This window comes from Pontibacter liquoris (assembly GCF_022758235.1).
GTDB classification, from domain to species: domain Bacteria; phylum Bacteroidota; class Bacteroidia; order Cytophagales; family Hymenobacteraceae; genus Pontibacter; species Pontibacter liquoris.
In genome coordinates, this window is the sequence record NZ_JALEBG010000001.1 from 642,926 (window position 1) to 662,428 (window position 19,503).

Consider the following 19,503-nt stretch of genomic DNA (forward strand, 5'->3'; position numbering starts at 1 on the left):
ATAGTTAAAGACAGCCGCTATCGAATAGATCCCAGTCCTTGGGTTGAGCGCCTCGAGAGTTTCCGGTGCCGCGGGAGCGGCAGCCGTTAGGCAGGAAACGAAAGCAGCGCGAAACGCAAGGACGAGCCCCCGCGGGCTTGGAGCGCTCCAAAGTAGAAGATGAAACAAGTCAAGTATAAAACTGAGGAAAAACGATAGCTACAAAGTATAGCCAAAACATCCAGCCGCCGAAAGAAAGTATAGCCGTGATATTATACTTGAAGACCAGCTGCAGCAAGTATAACGGAAGCACCTTTCAAGTATAACCTGAAGTATAACGCATCAACCAGCCACTACTAAGAATAGCCAAAGTATAAACCAACACAGCAAACCGCTACTAAGCAACTTCGCAGCAAGTATACAGAAGCACACAAACTAGCCTTGTATCACAATCCCACCCGGCGCAGCTATCCCATTTAAGTATAAGAAGGCAGGCAGAGCTGCAACAGGCACTAGTCTGATCGTATATCTTATTCCCCCTATACATAGCTCCTTATTTTATTTGAAAGGAACCTGTATTTCCTCAAGGCATCTACCCAAAAAAATGTAAATTTGGATTCTTAATTTAGTCAAGGGTATGGCCAAGAACACTTACAGAAACGAGACGCTGCAGGCGGGGCGGAAGAACGAGGTGCGGGGGAAGAATGAGCCACGCAGCGCAAATGTGCCGGTAGGGGAGAAGCAGAAAAAGGCAAAGAAAAAGTGGTCTTTTAAGCTGCCCACTCCCCGGATCAACATCGGTTTCCTGAAAGATAAACGCGTGAAGCTCTTTATCGGCTTTACCTTTCTGCTGCTGTCTTTTTTCCTGACCATCGCGTTTGTTTCTTACCTCTTCACGGGCCACGCCGACCAGAGTGTGGTGGAGTCGGTAGGTAATACCGGGATCAAGGAGTCGGGGAAAGAGGCCGAGAACTGGCTGGGCCTGGTCGGGGCCTGGGTGTCGCATCTATTCATCTATAAGTGGGTGGGCATTGGTGCTTTTTTCTTAATTCCTGTGCTGTTTTTGGCCGGGCTGCGCATCGTTTTCAAGCGCGTTACCACCTCCATGTCCTATACGCTGGGCTTGTGCAGTTTTAGTATGCTGTGGCTGTGCCTGACGATGGGCTACATTGTTTTCACGTTGGATGCTGTGGATAAGCTTGGTTTTCTGGGCGGCGGCATCGGTATCGAAACGGCTATCTGGCTCAACAGCCTGATCGGCTGGGGCGCATGGCTGTTGCTGGGCTTTTTGCTGCTCGTGTTCCTGGTAGGCTTCTTTAATATTACAAGTATAAACTGGGCGTCTAAACCGGTGGCGGAAGCTGATGCGGCGGTGGCCCCGGAAAAGAATCACGCTTCTTCGCTGGGCGACGTGATGGGCTCCGCTTCGCGCGGCATCAACCACAATGCCGACCCCACTGCTTCGCTGGAAGAAGAGGAGGAGGAATATTTTGAGGACGAGGACGAGGATATAAACCGCGCCCTGGAGATGGAACTCAGTGCCCTGGCGCCCAAACCGGAGCCCGCGCGCCCTGCCGCGCCTTCGCTGGAGCTGGACGTTGAAGTGCCCGAAGACCTGGAAGAGGTGCCTTTTGACCTGCCCGAGGAAGAGGAGGAAAGTATGGCCCTGGAGATAGAGGAAACACCGGAAGAGAAAGCGGCCCGCGCCTTGTCGGGCGAGAACTATGACCCCACGCTGGACCTGGCCCACTACCAATACCCGCACATCGACCTGCTGACAGACTATGGCACGAGCAAAGTACAGGTAACCAAAGAAGAACTGGAGGCCAACAAAGACAAGATCGTGGACACGCTCGGCCACTACAACATTGGTATTGCCAGCATCAAAGCCACCATCGGCCCCACCGTTACCTTGTATGAGATCGTGCCTGATGCCGGCGTGCGTATTTCCAAGATCAAAAACCTGGAAGATGACATTGCCCTGAGCTTAGCGGCCCTGGGGATTCGTATTATCGCCCCGATTCCGGGCAAGGGAACCATCGGTATCGAGGTGCCGAACACCAAAAAGGAGATGGTTTCGATCAAATCCATACTTGCTACCGAGAAGTTCATGAAAAGCGAGATGGACCTGCCCATCGCCTTTGGCAAGACCATCACCAACGAAGTATTTATTACCGACCTGGCTAAAATGCCCCACCTGCTCATGGCAGGTGCTACGGGCCAGGGTAAGTCAGTTGGTCTGAACGCCATCCTGACCTCGCTGCTCTACAAACGCCATCCTTCGCAGCTCAAGTTTGTTTTGGTCGATCCAAAGAAGGTGGAGCTTTCGCTCTTTAACAAGATCGAGCGCCATTTTCTGGCCAAGCTGCCCGATACCGACGAGGCCATCATTACCGATACTAAAAAGGTGGTGAACACGCTCAACTCGCTTTGTATGGAGATGGACATGCGCTACGACCTGCTCAAAGATGCCGGCTGCCGTAACCTGAAAGAGTATAACCGCAAATTTGTAGAGCGCCGCCTGAACCCCAAAAAGGGCCACAAGTTTATGCCTTACATCGTGCTGGTGATTGACGAGCTGGCCGATTTGATGATGACGGCGGGCAAAGAGGTGGAAACGCCGATCGCGCGCCTGGCGCAGCTGGCCCGGGCCATCGGTATTCACCTGGTGGTTGCCACGCAACGACCATCGGTAAACGTTATTACAGGTATCATCAAAGCTAACTTTCCGGCGCGGATCTCTTTTAAAGTAACCTCTAAGATCGACTCCCGAACCATTCTGGATGCGGGCGGTGCCGACCAGCTGATCGGCCAGGGCGACATGCTGTTCTCTATTGGCTCGGATATGGTGCGCATCCAGTGTGCGTTTGTGGATACTCCGGAAGTGGACCGTATTTGCGACTTTATTGGCGGCCAGCAAGGCTACTCCGATGCTTACCTGCTGCCTGAGTTTGTGGGTGATGAAAGCGGCAACGAGAAAGCCGACTTCGACCCCAGCAACCGTGACCCACTGTTTGAGGAGGCAGCCCGCGTTATTGTGCAGCACCAGCAGGGAAGCACCTCGCTGCTGCAGCGCCGCCTGAAGCTGGGTTACAACCGCGCCGGCCGTTTGATCGACCAGCTGGAGTCGGCTGGTATTGTGGGGCCCTTTGAGGGCAGCAAGGCCCGCGAAGTTTTAATTCCGGACGAATACAGTTTGGAACAGTTATTGAATACCATGGGGTAAGGAAGCAATAACCCCGAAATCTAAAGACATGAAACGATTATTTTCGCTACTACTGGCCGTGCTGCTGTTTGTAAACCTGGCCATGGCGCAGCAAGACCCTAAAGCCGGCAAGATTCTGAACACCATGAGCCAGAAGTATAGCGCCATGAAAGCCTTTAAAGCTGATTTTGCGCAGACCATGGAAAACCCGGCCGCCAAAGTGAAAGAAACGATGGAAGGTAATATTACCGTGAGCGGAAACAAGTATAGGCTGAAGGTAAATGGCCAGGAAGTGATCAACGATGGCAAACTGATGTGGACGTACCTCAAAGACGCCAACGAAGTGACCATTACGGAGAATGATGCCGAAGCGGAAAGCATGTCGCCGGGCAAGATTTTCGATATGTATAAAAAAGGCTACAAGTATGCGTTTGCCGGCACCGAAACCCTGGAAGGCGCCAAGTATAACGTGATCGAGCTGTCGCCGGAAGACCGCAGCAACCCTATTTTTAAGGTGCGCCTCTACATCAACCAGAAAGACAATACCCTGAAAAGCTGGCAGATGTTCCGTAACAACGGCAACCGCTATACTTATACCATCAAGAACTTTCAGGCCAACCCGGCCCTTACCCCCGATGCCTTCGCCTTTAACAAGACCAGGTATAAGGGTGTGAACGTAGTAGACTTACGCTAGTAGTCTAGGCTACAATACAAGTATAAAAAACGAGGCTGTCCCAATCTGTTTGGGGCAGCCTCGTTTTTTTTTTGTTTATTCTACGGTAATGGTTTTGATGAGGTAGTTGTTGGTGCCCTGCCAGAACTTGAGCGTATGCTTTCCTTTTGTAGTGGGCGTATAACTATAAACAGCCTTGCGGGTGGGCAGATTCAGCGTGCATACTTCGCCTATGTAAACGGGGTAAACCGCCACAATTGTCGCGCTGTCCTGCACAGTGGTGCCAAACGAGCCAAATTGCCCGCAGCCATTGGCCACCACAAAGTATACATCCAGTAAAACAGCTTCGCCGGCCTTACCAGAATCCGGGCCTTCCACTTTTATCACCGAAGTGGGAGTAGGGGACGGCATTACTTCCTCGTCCGGTTTTTGGCAGGCGCTAAGCAGTAAAAAGAGCAGGGGTAAAAGCCAGGCGTTGTGTTTCATAGGTCGTGTTATAAAGGGTTCGATATCAGGACCCGCCGGGCGCGGAAAGGGTTGCAGGCCGGCAATCATTTAAACTGTAATGCAATTTTTTGTTACTGTGCCTGGCTGTAAAGCTGCCCGATAGAAACGGAAATTAGCGGCTGGATGGCTTAGAAGGAGGGAAGCAGGCGAAATCAATGCTGCCTGATTTTTTTGTGCCGGCTCGTTAAAATCACATATTGCGTATTTTAATCCAAATAATTTCCTGTATCTTATGCCTTGATCCTTCGGGCAGGTCACTTTCCCTTTCGAAGCATCGCCTAAAAGGTTATTTTTGTACAAACCTTAGCCTGCAAACCCTATGACAAGAGAACAGCTATTTGAGCAGATTCTGCTGAAGAAATCTTACCTGTGCATTGGCCTCGATACCGATCCGCAGAAGCTGCCCCAACACCTGCTGGACTCCGAAGATCCGGTATTTGAATTTAACCGCCAGATTATTGAAGCAACCGCCGACCTGTGTGTGGCTTACAAACCGAACATCGCGTTTTATGAAGCCCAGGGGCCAAAAGGCTGGCTAAGCCTGGAGCGCACGCTGCAGCAGATCCCGCAGGAGATCTTTACCATTGCCGACGCCAAACGCGGCGACATTGGCAACACTTCGGAACTCTACGCCCGGGCCTTCTTCCAGAACATGACCTTCGATTCGGTAACGGTAGCGCCGTACATGGGTGCCGATTCGGTGAAGCCTTTCCTGGCGCAGGACGGCAAATGGGTGATTCTGCTGGCACTGACCTCCAATGCCGGTAGCCAGGACTTTCAAATGCTCCGGCTAGCCGACGGCAGCGAAGAGTATTTGTTTGAGCAGGTGTTGCGCACCAGTTCCGAATGGGCCACTGCCAGCCAGATGATGTATGTGGTAGGTGCCACCCAGGGAGATTATGTGCAGCGTGTACGTGCCCTGGTGCCGGACCATTTTCTGCTGGTACCGGGCGTGGGCGCGCAAGGCGGCAGCCTGGAAGAGATCTCGCGGCTGGGCATGAACCAGCAGTGCGGGCTGCTTATCAACTCATCGCGGGCCATTATTTACGCCTCCTCCGGGAAAGATTTTGCTGAAAAAGCCCGCGCTGCGGCCCTTGAAGTGCAGCAGGAAATGGCACAATACCTGGAGCAGCACCTGATTCGGTAAATCGCAAAGCGGCTACCTGGGCCTTTACTTTTTTTGATTCCTACAGCAACCCCCTGGTATGAAAGAGGACTTTCTGCACTATATCTGGCAACACCAGTATTTCGATAAAACGGCCCTGGCTACTACGGACGGCGAAGCAGTGCAGGTGCTCCGGACCGGTTTTTATAATGCCGATGCAGGACCTGACTTTAAGGAAGCCCTGCTGCAGGTAGGGACGGTAGAATGGTCGGGCAGCGTGGAGATCCACTTAAGGGCATCTGATTGGTTTCGCCACCAGCACCAGCACGATCAGAAGTATGACCAGGTGGTGCTGCATGTGGTATGGGAGGCCGATAGACCTGTGCAACGTGCAGATGGCACCCTGGTGCCCACCCTGGAACTGAAAGGGCTGGTAAACCTGGCGCTGCTCCATACTTACCAGCAGTTAAAGCAATCGCAGCATATTATTCCGTGTGCCCCTTTCTGGCCCGCTGTTAACGAGATTACCAAGCGGATGATGCTGGAACGGGCGCTGGTGGAGCGGCTGGAAACAAAAGGGCACGAGGTGCTGCAGGTACACAAAGCCAGCGGCAACGACTGGGAACAAACGGCATACAGTGTGCTGCTGCGCGGGTTCGGGTTTAATACCAACCAGCCGGCCGTAGAGCAACTGGTAAAAGCACTGCCTCTGGCCATATTGCGGCGCCACCGCCACAGCCTGCTGCACCTGGAAGCCCTGTTGCTGGGCCAGGCAGGCTTTCTGGAAAATGCCCCTTTAGATAATTATGTAGAGACCCTGCAGCTGGAGTATAACTTCCTAAGCCATAAGTATAACCTGCAGCCCGACCGGATGCAGCGCCACCAGTGGAATTTCCTGCGCATGCGGCCGGCCAATTTCCCGTCGATGCGGCTGGCCCAGCTGGCCGCGATGCTGCACGCCTATCCCGCGCTTTTTACCTCTTTAACAGAGCCCACGACCATCGAGCAATACGAGGCCTTGTTCCGGGTGCCTGTTTCGGCTTACTGGCAGCGCCATTATATGCTGGGGCGCGTATCCAAAACCGTGCAGACGAGCCTGGGCAAGGGCAGCGCCCATAATCTGATCATTAACGTGGCGGTGCCTTTGCTGGCAGCTTATTCCCGTTTTAGCGGCGATAAAGTATACCAGGACAAAGCCATCAACCTGCTGGAACGGGTGCGGGAGGAGAGCAACAAGATCACGCGCCTGTACGGGGAGCTGGGCTGGCAGGCCCGCAATGCCGCCGACAACCAGGCTGCCCTAGGGTTATTTAAGCAATACTGCCAGCCGGTAAACTGCCTGCACTGCGCGGTAGGCCATAAAATACTGAAACAAAACGCACCCGCCGCGTGAGCATACTGGCAGGGTTGCTGAACCTGAGTATACTGGCAGGACTGGCCGTGTTGTTACGGCGGCAGCACTGGGCACAGGAACTAGCGCCTTACTATTATCCGGCGCTGCTTTTAAAGTGTTTTTGCGGTATCCTGCTGGGAGTGCTCTATTTCCAGTATTACGGTAGCGGCGATACCATTACCTACCACAAGGCTTCGCTTATACTTACGGAGCTGGCAAAAAAGGACCCGGGTGCCTATGCGCGGCTGCTTTTCTTTAACGAGTTTAGCAACGATGCTTTCCGAGCGTCAGTGCCGTTCTCGCGTTTGCCGGGTTTTACGAATTCCTTTTTTTTCATCAAGCTGCTGAGCCTGCTCAACCTGCTCACAAACAGCTCCTACTACCTCAACGGCTTTTACCTGTCGCTTTTCAGTTTCTGGGGAGCTGCCAGGTTAACAGCTGTGCTGGCACAAACTGCTCCTACTTATAAGAAGGGAGCCATACTTGCGTTCCTGTTTTTCCCCTCCGTTGTGTTCTGGAGCGCCGGCCTGTTGAAAGATGCGCTGTTGTTTGGCAGCATGTGCTGGGTCATTGCCTTTTTCCTGCAGCTTGCTCACTTCCGGAAACTCCCGCTCACAACGCTGCTGCTGGCCCTGCCGATGGCATACCTGTTTTGCCGGATCAAGTTTTTTCTGGCGTTACTGGTGCTGCCGCTGCTGGTGCTCTACCTGCTCATTAAAGCAGGAGGCCGCGCAAGCGCTTTGCTCAGCAACCCCAAACGGCAGGCGCTGCTGCTGCTCATATTGTTGCTTATTGGTACGGGAGCGGGCATGCTGGTTTTTAAAGTATACAGCAACGGCTTTTTTTATACGAACTTGGTAGAAGGGTACGAGCACCTGCTGGCGCTCTCGCAGCAAAGACCGCATATCCAGTACCCGGAACTGGCACCCACCATCAGCAGCTTTTTACAAAATGCGCCGGAAGCTGTTTTCGGTGCCATTTACAGGCCTTTCCTGGGCGAATCGGGTAACTGGCTCTACGTGCTGATTGGCTTGGAGAACCTGGTCGTGCTGTTGCTTACCCTGCTGGCTATTAGCGCAGCCATCCGGCGCAAAAAAGCAGTGCTTACGCCCGAGCAGGTGTTGTTTCTGGCCTTGGTGGCGTTGTTTGCGATTATCTTTGGCCTCAGCACGCCCAATTTCGGTACGTTAAGCCGTTACCGCATTGCTTTTCTTCCTTTTTTACTCTATCTACTGCTGCAGAACGCTTTTGCCAGAAGGCTGCTGTATCAACAGCGTGCCAGGCAAAAAACAGGTGCTTTCTAAGGTTCCTGCTTTTTTGTACCTTTGCGCCTTATTTAAGACAAGGCTATGCAAAACCCGGTGATTATACTTGGTGCCCAGAAACTGGGTACTGCTGTACTGGATATATTTAACTCCAACAACGTGATGGTGTATTGCTTTCTGGACGACAGCCAGAAGCTGCAGCAACAGGAAGTGAACAATGTGGCTGTAATGAGCAGCACCGAAGATCCTGAATTTCTGAAGCTGATCGGTAAAAAGTGTGACGTGTTTGTGGCGGTAGAAGATACCGCCGCCCGCAAAGGCATGATCAAGCTGCTGAAAGAAGAGTACCAGGCCGTGCCTGTAAACGCCATTCATAAATTTAGCGCTGTGTCGGAGTATGCGTGGCTGGGCCATGGCAACCTGGTGGCGGCCGGCGCCGTGGTAAACAACAACGCCAGAGTCGGCGACAACTGCCTGATCCATTCCAATGCTGTGATCGATACGCTGGCCGAGCTGGGTGATTTTGTGCAGGTTGGAGCCGGGGCCATCGTCAATGCTGAAGTGATTGTGGGCGAAGGCGCTTTTATCGGATCGGGTGCCGTAATCGTATCCGGTGTGAAAATTGGGAAGAGTGCCCGCATAGGCGCAGGCGCCGTGGTCGTAGCTGACGTGCCCGCCAAAGCAACCGTGTTCGGCAACCCGGCAGCACCCATCAAGTAAACTTTTATACTTGCCCACGCTGTTATTTAGCCGAACTGATAAATGTCATTTCAAGGTATAGGAGCTGCTTATACCTTTGTAGTTTGAATGGCTAAATGGCTAAACTGTTTAATTGTTAAAAATCGATCAACAATTTAGCTATTCAACCATTTGACCATTTAACCATAGCTCCGCAGGAGCAAACAATCAAAAACACTTAGCTGAATCTAAGCCGTTATGAGCAAACCCTATTCTATCTTACTTTACTACTGCTATACCCCGATAGCAGACCCGGAGGCTTTCCGGGAAGAGCATCACCTGCTATGCCTGGAGCTGAACCTGCTCGGCCGCATTATCATTTCCAAAGAGGGACTAAACGGCACCATCTCGGGGCTGCAGGAAGACTGCGAGCAGTATATGCAGCGCATGCATGCGGACCCGCGCTTTGCCAGTATCGATTTTAAAGTGGATACCTCAGACAAACACGCCTTTGCCAAGCTGCATGTGCGCACCAAAGCCGAGATCGTGCATTCCGGCCTGTTGCACATCGACCCGAATCAGCGTACCGGCGTGCACCTTTCTCCGAAAGAATTTAAGGAAATGAAAGACCGCGAGGACGTGGTGGTGCTGGATGTGCGTTCGGATTACGAGCACAGCGTTGGCCGTTTTAAAAATGCCGTAACGCTGGACATGGAGAACTTCCGTGAGTTTCCCGAGAAAGTAGACGAGCTCAAAGAGAAGTATAAAGACAAGAAGATCCTGACCTATTGCACCGGCGGCATCAAATGCGAAAAGGCAAGCGCTTTTCTGCTGGAGCAGGGCTTTGAGAACGTATACCAGCTGCACGGCGGCATTATAAAGTATGGCATGGAGGCCGGCGGCGAAGATTTTGAAGGCAAATGCTATGTGTTCGACAACCGGGTGGCTGTGGACGTGAACAGCGTGAACCCGAAGGTGATCTCTACCTGCCATGTGTGTGGCACCCCCGACGACCGCATGGTGAATTGCGCCAACCCGGTGTGCAACCTGCACGTGGCTATCTGCGAGAAATGCGGCTGGGAGCTGGACGGCGCCTGCTCAACGGCCTGCAAAGAGCACCCGGAGAAACGCCCCTACGACGGCACCGGGTACTACCAGAAAGAAATGAATGGCTACAATCCCTTAAAAGGATTTAACCGCAAACAGAAATCCGACGTATCTGTTTAAGTATTCTCTAAAGCAAAAGAAAAGCGTGTGCTCAACAGCCACGCTTTTCTTATTTATACCTTCGTTAAGACATTGGACGTCAGACACAGGACACAGGACTTTGCGGTCTGGAATTTGTCTGACGTCTTATGTCTTTTATCTTGTGTCCTTTACAAAAGAAGAAAGCCATGGCTGCAATTCCAGAATCAGAACTGATCATTAATCCCGACGGAAGCATTTATCACCTCAACCTGCTGCCCGAACATATCTCCGATACCATTATTACTGTGGGCGACCCGGAACGCGTGGCCAAGGTAAGCCAGTACTTCGATGAGATGGAAGTGCAGGTGGCCAAGCGCGAGTTTGTGACGCATACGGGCTACTACAAAGGAAAGCGGCTGACGGTGATCTCCACGGGCATGGGCACCGACAACATCGATATCCTGATGAATGAGCTGGATGCGCTGGTGAACATCGACTTCAGAACGCGTATACCCAACGAGGAGAAGATCAGTCTGAAGATCGTGCGGGTGGGCACCTCGGGCTCACTGCAAGAATCCGTGCCGCTGGGCAGCCACCTGGCCTCACACACCGCTGTGGGCCTGGACTCGCTGATGGCCTTTTACCCGCTGCCCCAATCTGAAGAGGAACTGAAACTGACCAGCGCGCTGCAGCAGGAACTGGGGCTTGGCTTTCAGCCATACCTGGTCACGGCCTCTCAACATTTGCTCGACAAGATCGCATACGACATGCTGCCGGGCAACACGCTAACCTGCCCGGGCTTTTACGCCCCGCAGGGGCGGGTGCTGCGCGCCGGGCTGCGCAATGACGCGTTGCTCCACACGTATCAGAACTTTAGGCAGGGAGACTATCAGTTTACCAACTTTGAGATGGAAACAGCCGGTTATTATAGTATGGGCCGCCTGCTGAACCACGAAGTGCTGTCGCTGAACGCCATTGTGGCCAACCGCATCACGCAAAAATTTGCCGAAAATGCCGACGAGGTGATTAACAATCTGATCGTGAAGGTACTGGACCGGATTTAAGTATTTGCAAGTATAAAAAAGCCGCTGCAGGACACATTCCTTGCAGCGGCTTTTTCTTTTACTCCTGTTTTACTTCCGCAAAAGGAAGCAGGAGCGCTGATCTGTGTGGCTTAGAAAAACTCGATGCCCAGAATGGCGATGATCGGAAGGGCACAGGCTGCTTTTAGCATGATAAATTTCTCGTCCAGCGTCCACACGGTGGTATCCACGCGCTTGGGCTCTCCATCTACCGTTTTAAAGGTGATTTCTACTTTGCCGTGGTACCCGTTGCCCAGCGAGGCCGCGCGGTTAAGGTCTGCAATGCGTTTTTTGCGGGCTTCCGGATCAGTTAATACATCTTCTTGCCCAAATTGGAACGAAGGGATTTCTTCTTTCTCCACCAGGGGTATTGGTTTGTTGATAATTTCCATGTGCGATTAATCGTAAACGTTATAACACTAACTAATATAGTAAACGAACTATACGGATGCTAATATGGTGCCGTAAATTTTATAGCTTCTGCAAGAAGGCCAGGGTATCCACGCCGTCGGCATAATCCCAGACCATGGGGCATTGGGCCTCTCCCAGCGGGATGCTGCCTTCCAGCCAGCCGTGTGCCGACACCACCACCTGTGTTTTGCTTTTTACTTCGGCCAGTTTATGCCGCAGGTCGGTCAGGCTGCTGAAGGTTTCATAGAAGAGCACCGAGATCGGCGACACGAGCTCCTGGCTGGGGCGTACCAGCATAAAGCCGTTGTCGAAATGCGGCTCGCGGTTTACCAGCAGGATAGACTTGTTGTAGTCGTAGTTGTTCTGGTACTTATGGTGATCGAGCAGGGTGGCCCGGTGGGCATTGGCCTCAAAAAACTTGTCGAACGTATAGCCTTCGGGCACAAACACTTTGGATACGTTACGGCAGCCCAGCCCGTAATAGCGGACAATATCCTCGCCGAGCGCCTTGAGGTCATCGGGTTCTTCATGCCCTGTGAGCACGGCTATACTTGTTCTGTTCTTGCGGATGATGTGGGGACGGCTGGCAAAATAATACTCAAAGTAACGGGCCGTGTTGTCGGAGCCGGTGGCAATCAGGGCATCGGCCTCTTTGAGCAACTCCACAAACTCGAACTGGTTGGCAAAAGCCGGCTCGATGCTCACCAGCAGGTTGGCCAGGCGCTTCATCAGGGGGGCATCGTCGGTACTCAGTTTTGCCAGCAGGTAGTGGCCGCTCAGCAGCACCGACAGAAAATCATGAAAGCCCACCATCGGAATGTTGCCGGCCATTACCACGCCAACCTTTTTTGGTGTAACCTGTTTGAGGTGATACGGGTAAAGCCATTCACGGAGGTATTGTTCCTCCAGCATCGTGATGATGCCATCCAGGGCTGCCGAGACATTGGCCTCATCGAACCAGGAATTGCGCGACAAAGCACTGTGGGCCCATTCGCTGCGTTCGGCCGGGGTAAGGCGTTGGAGCTGTTTCCCCAGTTCTATAAAAGCTTCGATCCTGTTCTCTAAGGTCATGGCAAATTGCATGCAGCGTAAAAATAATTTGATACGGATACTTAATGTTTCTAATTTTGTTCTTTAAACAAAGAAGAAGTACAAAAGTATAAAAAATATACAGGAGATACGACTATGGCAATAATGATAACGGACGAATGTATAAACTGCGGTGCCTGCGAGCCGGAATGTCCGAACACAGCTATCTATGAAGGTGGCATGGAGTGGACCTGGGGCGGAGGGACCGATCTGAAGGAAGTGGAGATCGACGGCGGCGAGGTAATTGCCGGCGACGCTCCGCAACCACCTATTTCAGAGGAGTTTTACTACATCGTGTCTGATAAATGTACCGAATGCATGGGCTTCCACGAAGAGCCGCAGTGTGCCGCCGTTTGCCCGGTGGATTGCTGCGTGGACGACCCCGACTACCGCGAAACAGAAGAAGAACTGCTAGCCAAAAAAGACTGGCTCCACCAGGCCAGCTAAGTATAAATTATTAAAATAAAAGAACGCCTGCCCCGCATAAGGGCAGGCGTTTTTTTGTTCCTGTTCTGTATCAGGATTTCAGAATGAACGGATTACCAGGATTTAGAACACGCTCTCTGTTCCAAGTATAAAACAGGTGCCTATCCGGATTGCCTAAGTACTTTGAACAAGTTTAACATGAGTAGCCACTAAGCAGCCTGCAGGGGCAGGTATAAACAACTCCGTCTATTCAATTCTGAAAATCCTGATTCAGATAACTATCGGCAATTATCAACCAAAAATTGCCACAAATTCCCTAATTTTACGCTTTGTATTTGCACTAACATAGGAATATACAAGCGTACGATGTCGATAGCAACTAAATATAACCCCAGGGAAGTAGAACAGAAGTGGTACGAGAGCTGGATGCAGCGCGGCTTCTTCCATTCGGAGCCTAACCCTAACAAAGAGCCTTATACCATTGTAATTCCGCCGCCAAACGTAACCGGCGTGCTGCACATGGGCCACATGCTCAACAATACCATCCAAGATATCCTCATCCGCCGGGCACGCATGCAGGGCAAAGAAGCCTGCTGGGTACCGGGCACCGACCACGCTTCCATTGCCACGGAAGCAAAAGTAGTGGCGATGCTGAAAGAGCGGGGCATCGAGAAAAAAGATATTACCCGCGAAGAATTCCTCAAATATGCCTGGGAGTGGAAGGAGAAGTATGGCGGCATTATTTTAGATCAGCTGAAAAAGCTGGGCGCCTCCTGCGACTGGGACCGCACCCGCTTCACGATGGAAGAGGACCTGAGCGCTGCTGTGATCGAAGTGTTTGTGGACCTGTACCGCAAAGGCCTGATTTACCGTGGCGTGCGCATGGTGAACTGGGACCCGCAAGGCAAAACCGCGCTTTCGGATGAAGAAGTGATCCCGAAGGAAACGATGGCCAAAATGTACCACCTCCGGTATGAAGTGGTAGCAGACGGAGCCGAGAAAACATACATTACCGTGGCTACCTCACGCCCCGAAACCATCATGGCCGACGTAGCGGTGGCGGTGAACCCGAACGATGAGCGCTACACCCATCTGCACGGCAAGCAGGTGCGTATTCCGTTGCTGGGCAAAGTGATTCCGGTGATACTGGATGAGTATGTAAGTATAGATTTTGGTACAGGTGCCCTGAAAGTAACGCCGGCGCACGACCTGAACGATTATGCCCTTGGCCAGAAGCACAACCTGCCTATTATTGATATCCTGCACAACGACGGCACACTGAACGAAAAAGCCCAGTTATACATTGGCCAGGATCGTTTTGCCGCCCGCCGCAATATTGTAAAGGACCTGCAGGAAGCGGAACTGCTGGTGAAGATAGAAGAATACCCAAGCGTGCTGCAAACCTCAGAGCGGACAGGTGCCGTGATCGAGCCGCGTTTGTCGATGCAGTGGTGGTGCAAGATGGATAAGATGGCCAAGCCGGCGCTGGATGCCGTGATGAACGATGACATCCGCCTGCACCCGCCCAAGTTCAAGAACATGTACCGCTCCTGGATGGAAAACATCCGCGACTGGTGTATTTCGCGCCAGCTGTGGTGGGGTCAGCAGATCCCGGCCTATTACCTGCCGGACGGCACCTTTGTGGTGGCCACCACGCCGGAAGATGCGCTTATACTTGCCCGCAAGGAAAGCGGCAACGCTGACCTGCAACTAACCGACCTGCGCCAGGACGAAGATGTGCTCGACACCTGGTTCTCGTCGTGGCTGTGGCCGATCTCCGTATTCGACGGCTTTAAAGACCCCGACAACAAAGATATTTTATACTACTACCCGACCAACGACCTGGTAACGGCCCCCGAGATCCTCTTTTTCTGGGTGGCCCGCATGATCATGGCCGGGTATGAGTTCCGAAATGAGCTACCTTTCCGCAACGTATACCTGACAGGCATTGTGCGCGATGCGCAGGGCCGCAAAATGTCTAAGTCGCTGGGCAACTCGCCCGATCCGTTGGATCTGATCGAAACCTATGGCGCCGATGGCGTTCGCGCAGGCATGTTGTTCAGCTCGCCGGCCGGCAACGACCTGCTTTTCGACGAAAAACTGGTGGAGCAGGGCCGTAACTTCAGTAACAAGATCTGGAACGCTTTCCGTCTGATCAAAGGTTGGGAAGTGGACGAAAACCTGCCCTGCCCGAACGAAACGGCTATCAGCTGGTTTGAGGCGCGCTTTAACCAGGCCTTTGTGCAGTTGGAAGATCACTTCGAGAAATTCAGGATATCAGATGCCCTGCTCACCGTGTATAAACTGGTATGGGACGATTTCTGCTCCAACTACCTGGAGATGATTAAGCCCGCCTACCAGCAGCCCATCGATAAGCAGACGCTGGATGCAACGGTAGCCATACTGGAGAAAGTGCTGAAAGTGCTGCATCCGTTTATGCCGTTTATCACCGAGGAGATCTGGCACGAGCTGAAGGAGCGCAAGCCCAAAGAATACCTGATTGTGGCTCCCTGGCCGAAGAAGGATAAATTCGATAAGAGCATCGTGACCGGCATGGAGAGCATCCTGAACATTGTTGGTGCCGTGCGCAACATCCGTAATGCCAAGAACATCCCCAACAACAAGCAGCTCGACCTGGCTGTTAAAGTTATGAGCGAGGCTAAGTATGAGCAGTTCCTGGGCATTATCCGCAAGCTGGCAGGCATCAATGAAGTTAGCTTTGTAAGCGAGACGCAGGAAGGCGCGATCAGTTTTGTGGAAGGTGGCGATGAGTTCTTTATCCCGATGGAAGGCAACATTGACGTGGCTGCCGAGCGCGAGCGCCTGCAAAAGGAGCTGGAATACACGAAAGGTTTCCTGCTGGCAGTTCAGAAAAAGCTGAGCAACGAGCGTTTTGTGAGCGGTGCCCCGGAGGCCGTTATCACCAACGAGCGCAAGAAGCAGGCCGATGCCGAAGCCAAGATCAATGCCATCGAGCAAAGCCTGGCAACACTTTAAGTATAGCAATAGCCTTTAAAAACAAAGCGGCCGCTCTCTTCGTGGGAACGGCCGCTTTGTTTTAAGGCTATTTCTTAATTCACTGTACTTTTCAGGAGGCGGTTTACTTCCTGCTCTAGTTGGGGCAACACATCCACCAGACCTTCTTTTTTGCGGGCATAGCCAAGCTGCACCTGCCGCTCCCCAATGCTGTAGGTCAGCAAGCCCTGGTCCTGCTCGGTGAGGTAGTATAGCTTCAGCGGGTTGGATGCCGTTGCGACAGCATAGGTCCGGAAGGTGAAATTGTTGGTGATATGCTGCCGGGTGGGCGGGCGGTTATCCAGGTATTGCTGCGTTACCACGGTGTCCAGGTGCACGGTGCTTCGGATCTGGTAAATCGTTCGGATCTCACCGGCTGCAAATTGCCACTTGTCTACCTGGTGATTACCCTGCCGGTTGGTCGTATACGTGGCCTGCGAGAGGTCCATACCTGCGGCAACTGCAAAAAGCTGCAGATCGGCGGCTACCGTTTGCAGCGAAGGTGAGGCAGAACCGTTATCGCTGATGTAATAGCCGCTGTTGCCCTGTAGCCTGGCCAGGTCCTGCGCCATGTCCTGTTGCAGCAGTAGCGTGTCGGGCGTGCCAAGTATAAACAGTGGGAGCAGCCACGGAAGTATCGTATGGATGAACAGCATCGGCATCAGTTTTTAGTTTATACTTCCTGTACTCAAAATACATGCCTTTCTTTACAAACCCGAGTTATCGATCACTGTCCAGCTGATGGCGCCGTTGTTGACCGTATACTTCAGCAGCAGGTAGCCGCCGTTGTGGCCGTCCTCGTAGTAGGCCAGGGCATAGCGGTCGTTCAGGATGCGGCTGTCGCGGATGGCCATGGTGCCGCCCATGGTGCCTTTTGCAGAAATCAGTTTGTCCTGGTTCCGGTTCAGATCATTCAGCAGATCGGATTCCGGGTTTTTCAGGCCTTTTCGCTGCAACCGGGCAATATCGCTTTCACTCAGCGAGCCCAACTCATCCACAAAAGCAGCTCCGCCCGGAGGTACCAGTTCCATGGTGTCGGGCGCCGGCACAATACTTTCCAGCGAGTCTACGGCTGCTTCTTTCTGTTCCAGGTTTTTATCTATTTTTTCTACCTGCTTATCGGCAATCGCCAGGCGGCTTTCCGCCTCGTGTTTCTGCCAGTAAAAGTAAATAGCCAGGAACAGGAAAATGATGGCCAGGATCGAAGGAAGGATGTTTTTCATAGCGTAGTGCGCTTTATTACTTTGGCCGGAAAGATGGGAAGAAATTATGTAAAAGCAAAGGACAGGTGTGCCGCGGGCGGTCTCTTAACCAGGTGGTGCTACTCCACTGTTAAAGGCGGCCCCACCACTTCCATGTCGTTGTCTGCAAAGATTTGGGCGATGCGCTCCTGGGAGGGTTCCTCCGTTAAATTGGCCATCGTGACAAAGAAGTTCTCCAGCTTACCAGCGGGCTGCACGATCACCGTCATCTTTCCGCTCTGGCTAAGCTGCGTCCAGGCATGCGGTACTTTCCGGGGTAGAAAAATGCTGTCGCCTGTTTTAAGCTGGTGTTTATCCGGGCCTACCTGGAATTGGTACGCTCCTTCCAGCACGTAGAAAATCTCGTCCTGCGCATGATGCAGGTGCAGCGGCGTTCCTCTTTTGGGCGATAAGCTGGTCTGCTCGAATATGGCCAGTGCCCCGTTGTTGTCTTTCCCGGATACTTTCACATCCAGCACATTCTCGTTTACGCCCTTGAGTCTCAGGTGCCCGTGGTACCTGCCTTCTCCGGCGCTGACTTTGAAACCCTTTTCGCCCCCGAAAGTATAGGGAGTTGTTTTTGCAAAGGCAGCAAGCGGAACAGCCGCCAGCAGCAAGCCAATAAAGTTGCTTCGTTTCATGTCGGTGAGGTTTAATTTGTGCAGCAATAGCCTCTCCGGTTGTACGTAAAACGTGCGTTTCAGAAGGCCTATACTATAAAGCCTGCCCCAGAGGCTGGGGCAGGCTTTATAGTATAGGGGAGAAGCTCAGGCTTAGATAATGGTATTCACATCAAAGTTCTCGAGGTAATCGGCCACACGGCGCACAAACATACCTCCCAGCGAACCATCTACCACGCGGTGGTCGTAGGAGTGCGACAGGAACATAAAGTGGCGGATGCCGATCAGGTCGCCTTCCGGTGTCTCGATCACGGCCGGCTTCTTTTTGATAGCGCCCACCGCCATAATGGCTACCTGCGGCTGCATGATGATAGGCGTACCCATCACGTTGCCAAACGAGCCTACATTTGATACGGTATAAGTACCGCCCGCCAGATCGTCCGGTGTCAGCTTGTTGAGGCGGCCGCGGTTGGCCAGATCGTTTACTTTTTTGGTCAATCCGTTCAGGTTCAGCTGGTCGGCATTCTTGATATTGGGCACGATCAGGTTACCGCTGGGCAGCGCTACGGCCATACCCACGTTGATGTCTTTGTGACGGATGATGGTACTGCCATCCACTGACACGTTGATCATCGGGAAATCTTTGATCGCTTTGGCAATGGCTTCGATAAAGAGGGGCGTAAAGGTCAGGTTCTCGCCTTCGCGCTTCTTGTACACATCCTTCCATTTGTTGCGCCAGTTCACCAGGTTGGTCACGTCGGCCTCTACAAACGAGGTAACGTGCGGCGAAATGCGCTTGCTGTCCACCATGCGGTCGGCAATCATTTTGCGCATGCGGTCCATTTCGATCATCTCTACGTTGCCCGTGTACGAAGCCGCCGGCTTAACGACAGGTGCGGCCTGCGGCTGGGTGGCCGGAGCCGCCTGTGGCGCTGCCACAGGGGCCGGAGTTGTTGCCTGTGGTTGTGGCGCGGCCTGCTGCGGCGCGTTGCTGCGGTTCTCTACGTACGCCAGGATATCTTTTTTAGACACGCGGCCTTCGTTGCCAGTACCAGGTATAAACTCCAGTTCCTGCATCGAAATGCCTTCTTCGCGGGCGATGTTGAGCACCAGCGGCGAGTAGAAACGGCCTGAAGCAGGTTCGTCGAGTTTGGCAAAGGCATCGCTTGGTGCCATAGCGGCAAGCGTTTGCTGCGGCGCAGCTTCCGGTACAATAGCAGCAGGTGCCTTGGCCGCCGGAGCGGGAGCCGAATCGGTTGCTTCACCATCGGTTGCAATAATGGCTATTGGGGCGCCTACCGCCACCACGTCGCCTTCCTGTACCAGTATCTCTTTCAGTATACCGCCTTGTATGGCAGGTACCTCGGTATCCACTTTATCGGTTGCTACTTCCAGCACCGACTCATCCTGCTCAATGGTATCGCCTACGCTTTTGAGCCATTTCAGAACGGTACCTTCCATGATACTCTCGCCCATCTTGGGCATAACCATTTCTACAAGTGCCATATGTCGTTAATTTCTAAGATGCTGGATTTTAGACGTTAGATTTTAGACGCAGATAAATCACTAAAGTAAGCAACTACTTACGCGCAGAGGATTCTACTGTCTGGCATCTATATACTAATA

General features: G+C 52.6%; 17 protein-coding genes. 10 read left to right on the forward strand and 7 right to left on the reverse strand.

Annotated features, from left to right (window positions below; genetic code table 11):
- Positions 1 to 616 precede the first annotated feature (616 nt).
- Together LWL52_RS02650 and lolA1 are read left to right on the forward strand one after the other, a co-directional pair.
- Positions 617 to 3,205 carry a DNA translocase FtsK gene (locus tag LWL52_RS02650; RefSeq protein ID WP_242916668.1) on the forward strand — a complete coding sequence of 863 codons (2,589 nt, stop codon included), beginning with the start codon at positions 617 to 619 and terminating at the stop codon, positions 3,203 to 3,205.
- A gap of 28 nt (positions 3,206 to 3,233) precedes the next feature.
- Complete coding sequence (lolA1, locus tag LWL52_RS02655) at positions 3,234 to 3,878, forward strand: outer membrane lipoprotein periplasmic chaperone LolA1 (protein WP_242916670.1); 645 nt, start codon at positions 3,234 to 3,236, stop codon at positions 3,876 to 3,878.
- Positions 3,879 to 3,953: 75 nt separating this feature from the next.
- Here lolA1 and LWL52_RS02660 read toward each other — a convergent pair whose 3' ends face one another.
- Positions 3,954 to 4,343, reverse strand: coding sequence for a hypothetical protein (locus LWL52_RS02660; RefSeq protein ID WP_242916673.1), 390 nt, complete (start codon positions 4,341 to 4,343; stop codon positions 3,954 to 3,956).
- Positions 4,344 to 4,683: 340 nt separating this feature from the next.
- Here LWL52_RS02660 and pyrF point away from each other — a divergent pair, with 340 nt between their 5' ends.
- The 6 genes from pyrF (at position 4,684) to LWL52_RS02690 (ending at position 11,057) form a co-directional block, all read left to right on the forward strand.
- Positions 4,684 to 5,511 carry an orotidine-5'-phosphate decarboxylase gene (gene pyrF, locus LWL52_RS02665; protein WP_242916674.1) on the forward strand — a complete coding sequence of 276 codons (828 nt, stop codon included), beginning with the start codon at positions 4,684 to 4,686 and terminating at the stop codon, positions 5,509 to 5,511.
- Positions 5,512 to 5,569: 58 nt separating this feature from the next.
- Positions 5,570 to 6,862, forward strand: coding sequence for a DUF2851 family protein (locus tag LWL52_RS02670; RefSeq protein ID WP_242916676.1), 1,293 nt, complete (start codon positions 5,570 to 5,572; stop codon positions 6,860 to 6,862).
- Positions 6,859 to 8,166, forward strand: coding sequence for a hypothetical protein (locus tag LWL52_RS02675; protein ID WP_242916678.1), 1,308 nt, complete (start codon positions 6,859 to 6,861; stop codon positions 8,164 to 8,166). The genes LWL52_RS02670 and LWL52_RS02675 overlap by 4 nt, the downstream gene beginning before the upstream one ends.
- Positions 8,167 to 8,211: 45 nt before the next feature.
- The gene (locus tag LWL52_RS02680; protein WP_242916680.1) at positions 8,212 to 8,847 is read left to right on the forward strand and encodes a NeuD/PglB/VioB family sugar acetyltransferase; all 636 of its coding nucleotides are present in this window, start codon (positions 8,212 to 8,214) and stop codon (positions 8,845 to 8,847) included.
- Between the two features lie 216 nt (positions 8,848 to 9,063).
- Positions 9,064 to 10,032, forward strand: a complete 969-nt coding sequence (gene trhO / locus LWL52_RS02685) for an oxygen-dependent tRNA uridine(34) hydroxylase TrhO (RefSeq protein WP_242916682.1) — start codon at positions 9,064 to 9,066, stop codon at positions 10,030 to 10,032.
- A 167-nt stretch (positions 10,033 to 10,199) separates the two neighbouring features.
- Positions 10,200 to 11,057 carry a nucleoside phosphorylase gene (locus LWL52_RS02690; RefSeq protein ID WP_242916684.1) on the forward strand — a complete coding sequence of 286 codons (858 nt, stop codon included), beginning with the start codon at positions 10,200 to 10,202 and terminating at the stop codon, positions 11,055 to 11,057.
- A gap of 110 nt (positions 11,058 to 11,167) precedes the next feature.
- Here the strand turns inward: LWL52_RS02690 and LWL52_RS02695 are convergent, their stop codons facing one another.
- Entirely contained in the window at positions 11,168 to 11,467 is a 300-nt protein-coding gene (locus LWL52_RS02695; protein WP_242916686.1) for a hypothetical protein, read from the reverse strand.
- 79 nt (positions 11,468 to 11,546) lie between these two features.
- Complete coding sequence (locus LWL52_RS02700) at positions 11,547 to 12,557, reverse strand: acyl-CoA reductase (RefSeq protein ID WP_242920635.1); 1,011 nt, start codon at positions 12,555 to 12,557, stop codon at positions 11,547 to 11,549.
- Between the two features lie 114 nt (positions 12,558 to 12,671).
- Between LWL52_RS02700 and LWL52_RS02705 the strand changes: the two genes are divergently transcribed.
- On the forward strand, positions 12,672 to 13,022 hold the full coding sequence (locus LWL52_RS02705; RefSeq protein ID WP_242916688.1) for a 4Fe-4S dicluster domain-containing protein: 351 nt from the start codon (positions 12,672 to 12,674) through the stop codon (positions 13,020 to 13,022).
- A 345-nt stretch (positions 13,023 to 13,367) separates the two neighbouring features.
- Entirely contained in the window at positions 13,368 to 15,998 is a 2,631-nt protein-coding gene (locus tag LWL52_RS02710) for a valine--tRNA ligase (protein ID WP_242916690.1), read from the forward strand.
- Between the two features lie 74 nt (positions 15,999 to 16,072).
- On the opposite strand, the gene LWL52_RS02715 is transcribed toward LWL52_RS02710, so the two are convergent.
- From LWL52_RS02715 to LWL52_RS02730, 4 genes are all read right to left on the reverse strand, one after another.
- Positions 16,073 to 16,678: a hypothetical protein gene (locus tag LWL52_RS02715; protein ID WP_242916692.1), complete on the reverse strand. Its 606-nt coding sequence runs from the start codon at positions 16,676 to 16,678 to the stop codon at positions 16,073 to 16,075.
- A gap of 45 nt (positions 16,679 to 16,723) precedes the next feature.
- Positions 16,724 to 17,239 (reverse strand): hypothetical protein, encoded by a 516-nt coding sequence (locus LWL52_RS02720; RefSeq protein WP_242916694.1) that lies wholly within the window; start codon positions 17,237 to 17,239, stop codon positions 16,724 to 16,726.
- A gap of 98 nt (positions 17,240 to 17,337) precedes the next feature.
- Positions 17,338 to 17,898 (reverse strand): cupin domain-containing protein, encoded by a 561-nt coding sequence (locus LWL52_RS02725; RefSeq protein WP_242916696.1) that lies wholly within the window; start codon positions 17,896 to 17,898, stop codon positions 17,338 to 17,340.
- A 132-nt stretch (positions 17,899 to 18,030) separates the two neighbouring features.
- Complete coding sequence (locus tag LWL52_RS02730) at positions 18,031 to 19,383, reverse strand: dihydrolipoamide acetyltransferase family protein (RefSeq protein WP_242916698.1); 1,353 nt, start codon at positions 19,381 to 19,383, stop codon at positions 18,031 to 18,033.
- Between the last annotated feature and the right edge of the window lie 120 nt (positions 19,384 to 19,503).

Bases quoted from the DNA above. Each gene is read 5' to 3' on its own strand.
- LWL52_RS02650 (WP_242916668.1), top strand. From the start codon at position 617: ATGGCCAAGAACACTTACAGAAACGAGACGCTGCAGGCGGGGCGGAAG.
- lolA1 (WP_242916670.1), top strand. From the start codon at position 3,234: ATGAAACGATTATTTTCGCTACTACTGGCCGTGCTGCTGTTTGTAAAC.
- LWL52_RS02660 (WP_242916673.1), bottom strand. From the start codon at position 4,343: ATGAAACACAACGCCTGGCTTTTACCCCTGCTCTTTTTACTGCTTAGC.
- pyrF (WP_242916674.1), top strand. From the start codon at position 4,684: ATGACAAGAGAACAGCTATTTGAGCAGATTCTGCTGAAGAAATCTTAC.
- LWL52_RS02670 (WP_242916676.1), top strand. From the start codon at position 5,570: ATGAAAGAGGACTTTCTGCACTATATCTGGCAACACCAGTATTTCGAT.
- LWL52_RS02680 (WP_242916680.1), top strand. From the start codon at position 8,212: ATGCAAAACCCGGTGATTATACTTGGTGCCCAGAAACTGGGTACTGCT.
- trhO (WP_242916682.1), top strand. From the start codon at position 9,064: ATGAGCAAACCCTATTCTATCTTACTTTACTACTGCTATACCCCGATA.
- LWL52_RS02690 (WP_242916684.1), top strand. From the start codon at position 10,200: ATGGCTGCAATTCCAGAATCAGAACTGATCATTAATCCCGACGGAAGC.
- LWL52_RS02695 (WP_242916686.1), bottom strand. From the start codon at position 11,467: ATGGAAATTATCAACAAACCAATACCCCTGGTGGAGAAAGAAGAAATC.
- LWL52_RS02700 (WP_242920635.1), bottom strand. From the start codon at position 12,557: ATGACCTTAGAGAACAGGATCGAAGCTTTTATAGAACTGGGGAAACAG.
- LWL52_RS02705 (WP_242916688.1), top strand. From the start codon at position 12,672: ATGGCAATAATGATAACGGACGAATGTATAAACTGCGGTGCCTGCGAG.
- LWL52_RS02710 (WP_242916690.1), top strand. From the start codon at position 13,368: ATGTCGATAGCAACTAAATATAACCCCAGGGAAGTAGAACAGAAGTGG.
- LWL52_RS02715 (WP_242916692.1), bottom strand. From the start codon at position 16,678: ATGCCGATGCTGTTCATCCATACGATACTTCCGTGGCTGCTCCCACTG.
- LWL52_RS02720 (WP_242916694.1), bottom strand. From the start codon at position 17,239: ATGAAAAACATCCTTCCTTCGATCCTGGCCATCATTTTCCTGTTCCTG.
- LWL52_RS02725 (WP_242916696.1), bottom strand. From the start codon at position 17,898: ATGAAACGAAGCAACTTTATTGGCTTGCTGCTGGCGGCTGTTCCGCTT.
- LWL52_RS02730 (WP_242916698.1), bottom strand. From the start codon at position 19,383: ATGGCACTTGTAGAAATGGTTATGCCCAAGATGGGCGAGAGTATCATG.